Consider the following 12,297-nt stretch of genomic DNA (forward strand, 5'->3'; position numbering starts at 1 on the left):
ACTCGGTTGATTGCCCGGGTCGCACCGGTTATTTGTTCCGGCCATTCCGGTCAAGTTCATCTTTTACATCATTCATCAGTTCCTCAAATTCGTTGATATCCATCTTGCCTTCTTTGGCAAAAAAGGATACCATCTCTTTAAAAGAACCTTGGAAATAGTTAGAGATCACCCGTTTCATAAACTTCTTTTTATACCTCTCTTTTGATACAACAGGGAAATACACATATCCCTTGCCTTCCTTTTTGTGGTCTACAAAACCTTTGTTTTCCAGAATTCGCACAATGGTAGATACGGTATTATATGCCGGTTTGGGTTCCGGCAGTTTTTCTATTATGCTTTTAACCTTGGTCTCGCCCAAATCCCAAAGCTGTTGCATCACTTGTTCTTCTGCTTTTGTTAGTTCTTTCATTCCTTCCGCTTTACTCATCGGATAACTTATCATCATCCGATGAGGTTTCAACTAAATTGTTAGTTCAAATTTATAACTAATATTTTAGTTGAACAAATTTTTTAACTAAATTTGTAGTTGAAAGTTTGTTAATAACCTAAACGTTTGACATTATGATATATGTAAAATCAAAGCTGATGCTGATTTCGGCTATTCTATTCGCAGTTTTTACATTAGTTTCAGGTAAGCCACATATCAACCATTACACAAATGTGAAAGATAGCCTGAATGTTGAAAATGATTCGCTACAGCTAATTAGAGTCAATGCGTTATCTAAAAATTTCAGGTATGATGATGCCATAGCTGTTTTAGAGAAGCTATTTGATAGGGATTCGTTGAATGTTCCTGCAGCAACCGGATTAGAAAATTTGTATTTTAAACAATCGCAATATAATAGGGCAATCTACATGCAAGATTATTTGCAAAGGCTTAAAGTGGATACTACTTATTATACGATAAGAAAAGCTATGTGCCTTAAAAAGATGGGGCAGTACCAAAAGTCGTTGGATATTTTCCGAAGTGCTTTTGATAACGACACATTAAATTCTTTTTTAACTCATCAGATGGGAGATTTATATAAATCGTTGCATAAGCCAGATAGTGCAATCGTATTTTATAATAAAACATGTGAAATCAAACCAAGTTCTGCTGTGATGATTAAAGCAATGGACTTATATCTTAAAACAAAAAAGGAAGAAGAGGCATTGCAGTTTTTTAACAAGTATTTTAAAATTGAATTTGCGGTTAATCATTTATTGCATCGTTTATATGGCAAAGCTTTATACCTGAACGACAAAGTGGGGGCGGCACGCTTAACTTTTAATACATTGTATTCCTCGGGCGATTCTTCGTTGGTAACCACAAAGTACTTGGGCATGTGCGAGTGGAAATTAGAAAACTACGCTGCCTCTATTGCGCCTTTTGAGCATTACTTAAAAAAAGATTCAACGGATTTTCAGGTGTATTTTATGTTGGGAAGTAGTTTGGTAAATGACGAATTTATCTTTAATCCAGAAAAAAGTATTAGTTGTTTAAAACGATCCTTAGCGTTGATTCAAGCCGATGGTAATACGCTGAACTTGATTTATAATGATTTGGCCTTGAATTATCAGCGCACACAACAACACGAAAAAGAACTTGAGGTATATTTACTAATGAAGGAAAATGTTCCCGACAGTAGATATGTAGATTACAAGTTAGCTACTTTGTATGATTACGGATTCAAAAATAAAAAGGAAGCCCTGCACAGGTATACCGATTTGCTGACTTTGTACCAGGCTGATTCGTTAAGCGAAAAATCGGATGTGCAAAAATTTTGTGAGAATAGGATTCTGGAGTTGAAGGAGGAGGAGTTTTGGGAAGACAGCAAGTGAATTATTCTCCGGATACGACTTCAAGTCGTACCCGGAATATATTTGAAAGCTGTAAATTATAACCCGCTGTCATCGCATGACTATTGTTTTTGCTTGCTGGCAATCAAAAAATAGAACAGGAATCCCAGGCCGATAAACATCAGTTCGATCCCAAAACCTATCAGGGATTCGTTAATACGCCAGGTATCCATGCCAAAAGTCTTTCCAACTATGAAAGAAACAATCATTCCCAATCCGGCCATTGAAGCTACCATGGCCCATTTTAGGCTTTTCATGCGTTGAGGCTCTTCATCTGCAGAGGTAACAGGGTTTAATATTTCAGCCTTTTCAATATGACCGCTTTTAACAATCCTTCTTTTTAAAAGGTAATCGGTAAACATTTTAATGATGTAAAAAAAACCGGCAAATACTATTGCCACCATAAAAATCTCTTGCATAATATTTTAATTTTATCAGTTAATACTAAGTTTGAGGTTGACCTATTGGGGTTAACCACTACTCATATGTCGAAACGATATTAAAAAAGGTTGCAGTATATTTATAAAATATTTTCTATTCTGTTGCAACTTTTGGGTAGTGAGTAACGACATATAATATATATGAACGATATTGAGCTGATAAACCAGGTTAAAAAAGGAAATCCAAATGCCTATCGCTTCCTGGTATCCAAATATCAACGCTTGGTGTTCAGTATTGCGTATAAGATGGCCAATCAGAACCAGGCCGATATTGAGGATATTGCCCAGGATGTATTTGTAAAAGTTTATAAAAACATAAAAAGTTACCGGAAAGAATCAAAGCTATCTACGTGGATAGCCTCAATAGCATGGAAAACATCCATCGATTTTACAAGAAAAAAGAAGAGGAGCAGGGTTGAATTTACAGAGGAACCTGAGTTATTTGATGAAATAGACTATGTGAATAGTTTTGAGCAGTTGAAGCAAAAGGAATTAAAACAATTGGTTCAAGAAGTTGTGTCGAGTTTACCGGTTCATTATCAAACTGTATTGTCACTATTTTATTTGGAGGAGTTTTCGTTGGCCGAGATTCATGAAATAACAGAAATGCCCTTGGGCACCATTAAAAGTTATTTGAGCAGGGCCAGAGCTTTGTTTAAAACGGAACTGGAACGAGTACATGGAAGTGATGCCATTAATTTATTGTACAAAGAGACATGATGATGGAGAATAAAAATATAGATGAGTTGTTAAGCAATACTTACAAGGAATTTGAAGAACCGCAAATACCCCTTGGGTTTATAGATAAGCTTACCCGAAAATTTGAGCTGCGGAACATGCGGCGAAGGCTTTGGGAAGAGTGGTTGTTTAAGATGTTGGTGGTGCTTGCAATTTTAGCAGGTTTGGTTGGGGCTTTTATTTATCTTGGCGAAGATTTAACAATGTACTTCAGTTACCAATATATTTTACCATTGTTGGGAATATTAATGCTGGCTTTTGTTTTCTTTTTTAATGATGTGGTTTTAAAATGGATGTTTTTTACAAAAAAGATGAAGAAATAAAAAAAACCGCACTCGATGGAGATGCGGTTTTGGCATATTTTTTAATTGAAGTCTCTACAGGCCTGTAGCAGTGTGATAAACGTTGGTAACGTCATCGTCTTCCTCGAACTTGCCCAGCATCTTTTCAAATACCACAACTTCCTCTTCGCTAAGCTCCTTGGTAGTTGTTGGAAGACGTTCAAATTCGGAACTAATAATTTCAAAGTCATTTTCTTCCAGAAAACTCTGAATAGAACCGTAGCTTTCAAACTCGCCATAGATAATTATTTTGCCATCTTCCTCAAAAATTTCATTGGCTCCGGCGTCGATCATCTCAAGCTCTAATTCTTCTAAATCCAATCCTTCTTTGGATTCAACTTTAAAATGGCACTTATGCTCAAACATATAATCTACGCTTCCGGTTGTTCCTAACGAACCACCTGCTTTATTAAAGTAGCTACGCACAGCACCAACAGTTCGGGTGTTATTATTGGTAGTGGTTTCAACTAAAACAGCAATACCAAAAGGCCCATATCCTTCATAAATAATTTCCTTCCAATCATCCGTATTCTTCTCGGTGGCTTTTTTAATGGCCCTTTCCACGTTGTCCTTAGGCATGTTGGCAGCCTTAGCATTCTGAATGAGCATTCTTAAGCGCGGATTAGCTTCCGGATCGGGTCCACTCTCCTTTGCTGCCATTGTAATTTGTCTTCCTAACTTGGTAAAAGTTTTCGCCATGCCAGCCCATCTTTTCATCTTGGTGGCTTTGCGGTATTCAAATGCGCGTCCCATTATTTATGTTTTTATTCTAGTTACAATTTTTGAACCCACAAAGCTATAATTCCTAAGCTAGAAAATCAAACTTAATATATCTATTTCGGCAGAGATAAAAATAAAATTGTATGTTAGTGCCTAGAATTTTTAATCATTCATCACTTAAGTATGAAAAAAAGATTAAAATGGTTTCCTTTATTTAGTACCAACTTTGCAGGTGTTTTAAACGATAATTTGTTAAAAACGCTGATCGGTTTTGTATGCGTTTCCTGGCTTGGGCCTGACAGCAAGGCAGCACTGGTTTCGGCTGCTGCCGCATTATTGGTTCTACCCTATCTCTTCTTGTCTCCCTGGGCAGGTAAATTGGCCAAAGAACACCCTAAAGCTAAAATAATTCAATGGGCAAAAATGGCTGAAATACCCATAATGGCTCTAGCGGTTCTGGGGTTTATTTTTAGCAGTATTTATGTTGTAATGACCAGTATGTTTTTAATGGGATTACAAAGCTGCCTTTATTCGCCCAGTAAATATGGAATTATTCGGGATATAGGAGGCAAAGAGGGTATTTCGTTTGGAACGGGAGCTATGGAGATGATTACTTTTGTGGCTGTTTTAATGGGTACATTTTTGGGTGGTTTTATTTCTGATTTAGATCAGTTTTTTACGGAGTCAATTTATAGCCTGGTTATACTGTGCGCAACGCTTATGGTATTGGCAGTTGTTGGTTGGTTGGCAAGTTTGGGAATCCATCCACATGAAACTAACCCTGAGGATGATTCGGATGATACTTTAAATCCTTTTCTGTTTCCATTTAAATGGTTTAAATGGTGCAAACAGATAACCGGATTGAATTATACCGTACTGGGATTATCCATGTTTTGGTTGGTTGGTTCCATGGTTCAGATGAACCTTTATATTTATTGCGAAGAGTTCTTAAACTTATCCAATACATCAACCGGAACCATAATGGCATTGGTAGCCATTGGCATTGGGGCGGGATGCTATGCGGCAGGGGTAATATCCAGCCATAAAGTAAACACAAAATTGGTGCCTATAGGAGGTGTAGGTATGGTAGCTACTATGTTTACCATTTTTTTGCTTAAACCAGATGTTACCATTTTTACTATTCTAATAATCATATTTGCATTTTTTGCTGGATTGTTTAAAATTCCGTTAAATGCGTTTATGCAGGATCGGGTAAAGGGAAGGGAATTAGGGCCGGTGATCGCCTATAATAATCAGATGGTTTTTGTGGCCATTCTTCTATCCGCAGGAATCTTCTCGTTAATTGAAGGAGCGTTTGGTACTAGAATCGTATTTCTGACTGTATTAATCATTACCTTGCTAACCACAATAATTGCCTTTTTAAAGATTCCGGGAGCTGGAAGAAGAATAGATTTATAGGCTGAATTCTATTGATTTATGGATGTTAGCTTGTTTTTTAGTAAATTAAGCTTTCATGTAAATGTGAATGGCTAACGTTAAATCGAAACCTGGCGCTCCAGAGCCTTCCGAATTAAGTTCGGAATGTGTCGCCCTGACGTATCCGGATGGATGATTTAAGACTCGGCACTTTGTGTCCCTGCCTGCAACAGCAGGTCTGTGTTCGTCAGTCTTGGTACTTGTATCTTGAAATTAAATTTTAAAAGATGAAAGAGAAGCATCCTATAGTTAAGGCTATAGCTCAATTTATATTTTTTGTCGGCCGATTTATGCTGTCGTTGCGATACAAAGTCAAGTTATCGAATTTAGACGTTATCGATAAAGGCAGGCCGGTATTATTTTTGCCCAACCATCAGGCTGTAGTTGATCCTATGCTATTGGTCAGTTTTATTTATCCGCATAAAAATGTGGTTCCTGTTGTTACTTCAACCTACTACGATTTACCCGTTCTGAACAAGTTTTTCAAAAACTGGGGTGCCGTACGTGTGAGCGATTTAGAGGCGGGAAGCAGGAATGTGAATGTGTTAAATGAGATAATCCAGTCAGCAACCCGTGCATTCGAACATAAGCGCAGCATTGTAATTTATCCTTCGGGTCAGATCGCGGGGCAAGGATTAGAAAGAATTCTCAATAAAAAATCGGCATTCGAGATTGTTAAGAACCTACCGGATGATGTTCAGATCGTTGGTGTCAGAATCAGTGGCTTATGGGGAAGCATGTGGTCTAAGGCATGGACGGGGAAGTCGCCGGAATTCGTTTCTTCGGTTTTTAAAGGAATAGGATATATACTGGTTAACCTGGTGTTTTTTAGCCCCAGAAGAAAAGTATCTATCGCTTTCGAGGATATTACCGCAGAATGCAGGCAAAAAGCAATCGGTGCAGACAGGAAGGAGTTCAATAGTTATTTAGAAGGTTTCTATAATGAGAAAGGGGTGGAAGAACCGTCGTTTGTCAAGCATTATTTTTTTCAACAATCAGGAAGGGGGGTGCCCCAAAAAAATGTGGGTGTAGATCCTGCTTCTTCGATGATTTCTACGCAAAAAATATCCTTTCCTTTCGCTATTGAAAAAGGGGTTGATAAAATTGTGGCCCAAAAATTAGAGGTAAACATCAGCACATTTTCAGCAGAATCAAAACTGGTAAATGATCTGGGTGCGGATTCGCTGGGCATCGTTGAAATTATTGAAGAGATAGAAAAAAAATTCAAGGTTGATACGGTTACTGAAATTGCCGGCTTTAATCGGGTTGGGGATTTGTACCTGTTGGCAAACGGTGATTTACAAAAACAGGTTGAATTACCACCTTGTAGCTTTGGCAAGCAATCGCCTTTTTCGAATTATATTAAAGTAAAAAGCCTCAACAATATACCTGCTCAATTTATAGAAAGGTTCTCGTCCAACAAGTATTTGCCTTTTGCCTATGATGCGATGCTGGGGGAATCAACACGAAAGGATTTTCTGTTAAAGGCGTGCGTAGTTGCCGAAATCATAAAAAAGAAGTGCAGGACAGAACGAATTGGGATTATGTTACCGGCACTTCAGAGCACTTCTTTGCTCATAATGGCCTGTTACCTGGCGGGTAAGGTTCCTGTTATGCTAAACTGGACGGTCGGCAAAAAGATATTGGATTATTGTGTGAAGGAGGCTGACATAAAACAAATATTTACAGCAACAGCATTTGTAGATAAAATAAAGGATAAATTGCCCACGTCTGTCATTGAAAAATTGGTGATGATGGAAAAAGAAGTGAAGAATGCGGGGTTCGGAGTTAAACTTACAGGATTGATTAAGAGCAAGCTTCCAAAGATTTTAATTGATCCGGAAGACTGTAGTGACATTGCGGTAATATTGTTTACATCGGGAAGTGAGAGCTTGCCAAAGGCGGTTCCTTTAACACATGGCAATATCGTAAATGATTTAAAGAGTACTATGGATAGCGTTAATATTAGTATGAACGCTGTATTGATGGGCATTCTTCCTCCATTTCATAGTTTTGGTTTTTCTGTGCTGTCCATTCTTCCGTTAATTACGGGTGTACGCATTGCCTATTATCCGGACCCTACCGATGGAAAGGGAGTTGTCAGGTCTATCCATCATACAAAAGCCTCTCTTTTGGTCACTGCTCCAAGTTTCTTGAAAATTATATTGTCGCATGCACATCGTCACGAATTGGACTCCATCGAATATGTGGTTTCAGGTTCCGAAGCCCTAAGTAAAGATATAAGGGAGCATTTTGAGCATATGCTGCCTAAAGCAACCATGATTGAGGGGTATGGAATTACAGAATGCTCACCCGTTTTATCGCTCAACCCTTTGGAAAAACAGAAAGAAGGAAGTGTTGGTAAGGTTATAAAGAATGTAGAATGTAGGATAACTGATCTTGAAACGGAACAGGTGGTAGAGAATAACATGGAAGGGATGATCTGTTTTAAGGGAAAGAATGTTTTTAACGGGTACCTAAATGTCGATTTAGAGACACCATTTGTCGAAATAGAGGACGAGGTATATTATAAAACGGGAGATTTAGGATATTTGGACGATGAGGGTTATTTGTTTATCACGGGCCGATTAAAAAGGTTTATAAAAAGTGCAGGCGAGATGATAAGTTTACCTTTTATCGAAAATATTCTTTTGAGTAGGTTTGGCGAGGAGGAAGAAAAAGTGTTAGCGGTTGAAGGTAGCGATGAAGGTAAAGTCCCGCAAATAGTATTGTACACAACAAAACCCATCGGAATTAAGGAAGCCAACGTGTGCTTACGGGAGAACAATGCACCACCCATCGCAAAAATTACCAGGGTGGAATTGCTGGAAAGCATCCCGTTGCTGGGCACAGGCAAGGTGGATTATAAGGTGTTGAAAGAGATGGTAGTGGACAAGGGTAATAAGTAAACAGTGAACAGTCAATAGTAAATTGGTCAGGTTATTGATAACTTTTACAAATCCCATCGGATTGTGGTTGCTAATGTACAATCGATGATGACCGTTGGCTACTGACGATTGACTAATCAGCTAATATTAACTCCCAATATCCAACATCGATATAGCTGTCGAATTTATAACCAACCTCTTTGAACTGGGCAATTTTCTCGAAACCAAATTTTTCGTGCAAGGCAACGCTTGCGTCGTTGGGTAATGAAATGCCCCCAATTAGCACATGATATCCCTTACCTCTGAGTCTTGAAATCAATTCTTGATATAACGCACTCCCAATTCCCTACCCGTTTTTTCCGTGTTTAAGATAAACCGTGGTTTCTAATGAATACCGGTAAGAGCATCTCGATTTCCACTCGCTGGCATAAGCATATCCAACTACGATTCCGTCTTTTTCATAGACGATCCATGGTAGCTTCCCGGTGGTTGATTTAATACGTGCTGCCATTTCGCTCGTATCCAACGGCGTTTCTTCAAACGTTACAATGGTGTTTTCAATGTAATAATTATATATAGTTGTAATGGCCGGTGCATCTTGCTGATTAACTTCTCTTATCATATTAAAACGTATTACCAAATGACTGTTGACGAATGGTTTTATGAACATACAAGTTAGGGTATAATAATTAACCGCGATCTGATATTAAGGAATTTCCCAAATTCCTTATGTCAGCAGTCAATAGCCATACCGAGCTAATGCCGGTTTAAATATCTTACATGGCTGCGTTTAAGTAGAGTGGCGGTTTGGTGAATGGAATTGGCATTTAAATAAAGTCTAATGACAATGTTGGGATTAAATTACACATCGCCAAACCAACTACCATTCAATCTCTTTAAGTCCCTTACTTTTTAAAAACGCATTGGTCTTACTAAAATGTTTGTTTCCTAAAAAACCACGATGTGCGGACAGAGGCGATGGGTGAGGAGATTTAAGGATGTAATGTTTGTTGGGATCAATATATATCGATTTTTTGCCCGCATAGGCTCCCCAAAGCAAAAACACGATATTTTCTTTTTCTTTGGCAAGATGCTTAATCACGCTATCTGTAAACTCTTCCCAGCCCTTCTTTTGGTGCGAACCTGCCTGGTGTGCCCTAACGGTTAGGGTTGCGTTTAATAGCAGCACACCCTGTTTGGCCCAACGTTCCAGGTTGCCGCTTTCGGGCCGTTGTATTCCACAATCACTCTCTATTTCTTTAAAAATATTTACCAACGAAGGAGGTATTTTAACATTGTCGTTCACGGAGAAGCAAAGTCCATGGGCCTGGTTGTCGTCATGATAAGGATCCTGCCCCAGGATGACAACCCTGGTTTCTGCAAGAGGACAAAGGTCGAAAGCATTAAATATTTTAGCAGCTGGCGGGAAAACGGTACCTTGGCCATATTCATCTCTGACAAATTTAGTAAGTTTCTCAAAGTAAGGCTTCTCAAACTCGCGCGCTAACAGTTGTTTCCAACCTGGCTCAATTTTTATATCCATAGGAATAGTTTTTAGCAAAAAAAATAAAAATAGCCGAAAAAAACATAAGGAATTGATTACTTTACCATATTCATCTACATTAATTGCAGGCCTGTTAATTCGTTAACTACATGAAAAGACCTCTTAAACTTTTATTTGTATTGTTACTCAGCACAATTTCCTATGCACAAAATATGGGTTTATATAAGGAGTTGGATTCGCAGATTTTGAAAGAGAAACACTATGACCAATTAAAAGAGTTCCGGTTAGATTCTTTAAAATTTACATTGCTTGACCTCCGCACCAAAGGAAAGGAATGGGATAGATATCTATTATATGAAGAGATCGCCAATGAATATTCTACCTATGTTTTTGATTCAGCTATGCATTATTATCGAAAGGCGATTGATTTGGCCTATCGCATGAATCACCCTAGAGCCATTGCTCAATGTCAGTCCCGTTTTGGTCATTTGTTGGTTTCGGTAGGTTACTATAAGGAAGCCATCGATACGTTAAACAAGGTCAATATTCTCAAGTTGCAAAAAGAGGACCTTCAGGATCATTTTAGTTACAAAGTCAGAGCGTATTACGATTTGGCAGATTATGTTAACGATGGTTATTATTCGCCTGTGTATCGGGTTCAAGCTGAGGCTTATGTCGATTCTGTCTTAAAACATCAGGTTCCCAATACAGTGCAGCCGCTAATCACAAAGGGTTTGCGCTTTTTGGCAAGATGGCAACCAGACTCTGCCGCTCATTATTACGCTAAGGCGGGTAAGATGCCAATTACCTTGCACGAGCAGGCTGTGATTCACTCTTGTCTTGGGTATATCGACATAACAGAGAATAAAATTATATCCGGAAAGGAACATCTAATAAGATCTGCGATCGTTGATATTAAAACTTCAACCAAGGAGGCTATGTCATTGATGGTGTTGGCTCGTTTCTTATTCGAACAAGGGGAGGTTGATCGTGCCTACAAATATATTCTAAAGGCGAAAGATGATGCGGCGTTTTTTGGTTCGATGCAACGAAAGCTGCAGGTGGCAGAAATATTTCCGGCTATTGAAGGAGCTAAGTTGCTGCTGGAAGAAAGAAAAAAAGAGAAGGCGGTACGTTACATTTGGGTTGTTTCTGCCCTTGTGCTGGTTGTGTTCGTATTCCTGTTGTTGGTGTATCGTCAACTTTTTAATCTCCGAAAAATTTGGATGATAATTAAGCAAAACAATCACGAGCTGAAACTTTTGAATAACCAACTGAACGAGGCCAATAAAATTAAGGAAAGATACATTGGCCATTTTTTCAATACGGGTTCTCTGTTTATTCACAAGCTCCATGATATTTCCGTGGCTTTAAACAAAGTATTAGTGGCAAACAACCCGCAAAAATTAAAAACTGTCCTCAGGAACATTAACCCCAAAAAGGAAAGAGATCAATTGTTCCATGATTTTGACGAGGTGTTCCTAAAACTATTTCCAACTTTTATAAATGAAGTAGATAATTTAGTGGAGCCTGATCGAAAGTATGTATTAAAACCAGGTCAGCTATTGAATACTGAACTTAGAATTCTGGCATTGATTCGCCTAGGGGTAGAGGACAACGAAACCATGTCCCAGGCTCTTGGGGTATCCATTAACACTATTTATACCTATAAAACCAAAGCTAAAAATAAGTCGGCACTTTCTACAGATGAATTTTTTAAACGACTGAAAGGTGTTAAATCGGTTTAACCCTTTCTGTGTTGTACTTTCCCCCAAAATATAAGTCTCCTAAAGCTTGTCATTCCGAACGAAGTGAGGAATCTTTTCAATTTTAACCGACAATAATGATTTCGAAATGTGCCAACCGTGTTTTTAAATTTGTGACATATGTCACAATCGCGCTATGGGACTAGGTAATGTTAAAAAAGTATGGCTATTAAAAAATAGCTATAAAAATAGGTTGTAGGGGGTTCAAAAATAAGGGCTGTGGGATAAAAAATATGTCGCAAATAAATTTTAACCGCTCAATTGTTAGTGGTTGTTTGTAGTTATAAAAAAAATATATATTTTTGACCCATGTTTTTGAATTGAAAGACCGAATCGGATTAATGTTCAAAAATGAAATTTAAAAACAATACAAAGCTGATAGTTTGATTAAGCTTACAATTAGAAAGTTGAATGTTACTAACGTTAATTGCTCGTAAAAGTGTTCCCCCGCTTGAGTAGTTGACTAGCTCACATAAATAACTATAGTATTAACAAAAACCTTTAGTCTAATGGAATATCAAAAAATTATAATTAAAATATCAAGTTGATTTGTGTCTACAAAACTTGACAAACTCGTTAATGTATATCTGAAACGAATCATTAATAGTAATTAAATACCCGATT

Annotated in this window: 10 protein-coding genes and 1 pseudogene; 6 read left to right on the forward strand and 5 right to left on the reverse strand. The window is 38.0% G+C overall.

The annotated features are described in order from the left end of the window. Positions 1–28: 28 nt before the first annotated feature. Positions 29–445 carry a BlaI/MecI/CopY family transcriptional regulator gene (locus tag ACRD64_RS19315; protein ID WP_430935106.1) on the reverse strand — a complete coding sequence of 139 codons (417 nt, stop codon included), beginning with the start codon at positions 443–445 and terminating at the stop codon, positions 29–31. A 116-nt stretch (positions 446–561) separates the two neighbouring features. Here ACRD64_RS19315 and ACRD64_RS19320 point away from each other — a divergent pair, with 116 nt between their 5' ends. Continuing rightward, positions 562–1,821, forward strand: coding sequence for a CDC27 family protein (locus tag ACRD64_RS19320; RefSeq protein ID WP_430935107.1), 1,260 nt, complete (start codon positions 562–564; stop codon positions 1,819–1,821). Between the two features lie 80 nt (positions 1,822–1,901). Here ACRD64_RS19320 and ACRD64_RS19325 read toward each other — a convergent pair whose 3' ends face one another. After that, positions 1,902–2,258 (reverse strand): DUF6249 domain-containing protein, encoded by a 357-nt coding sequence (locus tag ACRD64_RS19325; RefSeq protein WP_430935108.1) that lies wholly within the window; start codon positions 2,256–2,258, stop codon positions 1,902–1,904. Positions 2,259–2,420: 162 nt separating this feature from the next. Between ACRD64_RS19325 and ACRD64_RS19330 the strand changes: the two genes are divergently transcribed. Together ACRD64_RS19330 and ACRD64_RS19335 are read left to right on the forward strand one after the other, a co-directional pair. Beyond that, positions 2,421–2,999: an RNA polymerase sigma factor gene (locus ACRD64_RS19330; protein WP_430935109.1), complete on the forward strand. Its 579-nt coding sequence runs from the start codon at positions 2,421–2,423 to the stop codon at positions 2,997–2,999. Between the two features lie 2 nt (positions 3,000–3,001). After that, positions 3,002–3,340 (forward strand): hypothetical protein, encoded by a 339-nt coding sequence (locus ACRD64_RS19335; RefSeq protein ID WP_430935110.1) that lies wholly within the window; start codon positions 3,002–3,004, stop codon positions 3,338–3,340. Positions 3,341–3,394: 54 nt separating this feature from the next. Here ACRD64_RS19335 and ACRD64_RS19340 read toward each other — a convergent pair whose 3' ends face one another. After that, positions 3,395–4,111: a YebC/PmpR family DNA-binding transcriptional regulator gene (locus ACRD64_RS19340; RefSeq protein WP_430935111.1), complete on the reverse strand. Its 717-nt coding sequence runs from the start codon at positions 4,109–4,111 to the stop codon at positions 3,395–3,397. Positions 4,112–4,261: 150 nt separating this feature from the next. Between ACRD64_RS19340 and ACRD64_RS19345 the strand changes: the two genes are divergently transcribed. After that, on the forward strand, positions 4,262–5,497 hold the full coding sequence (locus ACRD64_RS19345; protein ID WP_430935112.1) for an MFS transporter: 1,236 nt from the start codon (positions 4,262–4,264) through the stop codon (positions 5,495–5,497). Between the two features lie 245 nt (positions 5,498–5,742). Next, complete coding sequence (locus tag ACRD64_RS19350) at positions 5,743–8,424, forward strand: AMP-binding protein (protein ID WP_430935113.1); 2,682 nt, start codon at positions 5,743–5,745, stop codon at positions 8,422–8,424. A gap of 112 nt (positions 8,425–8,536) precedes the next feature. Here the strand turns inward: ACRD64_RS19350 and ACRD64_RS19355 are convergent. Both ACRD64_RS19355 and ung read right to left on the reverse strand, forming a co-directional pair. Further along, positions 8,537–9,073: pseudogene (locus ACRD64_RS19355) on the reverse strand (arsinothricin resistance N-acetyltransferase ArsN1 family B). A gap of 210 nt (positions 9,074–9,283) precedes the next feature. Beyond that, complete coding sequence (gene ung, locus ACRD64_RS19360) at positions 9,284–9,946, reverse strand: uracil-DNA glycosylase (RefSeq protein WP_430935114.1); 663 nt, start codon at positions 9,944–9,946, stop codon at positions 9,284–9,286. 110 nt (positions 9,947–10,056) lie between these two features. Between ung and ACRD64_RS19365 the strand changes: the two genes are divergently transcribed. Beyond that, the gene (locus tag ACRD64_RS19365; RefSeq protein WP_430935115.1) at positions 10,057–11,655 is read left to right on the forward strand and encodes a DUF6377 domain-containing protein; all 1,599 of its coding nucleotides are present in this window, start codon (positions 10,057–10,059) and stop codon (positions 11,653–11,655) included. The last annotated feature ends 642 nt before the right edge of the window (positions 11,656–12,297 follow it).

Source organism: Saccharicrinis sp. 156 (assembly GCF_050589685.1).
GTDB lineage: Bacteria > Bacteroidota > Bacteroidia > Bacteroidales > Marinilabiliaceae > Saccharicrinis.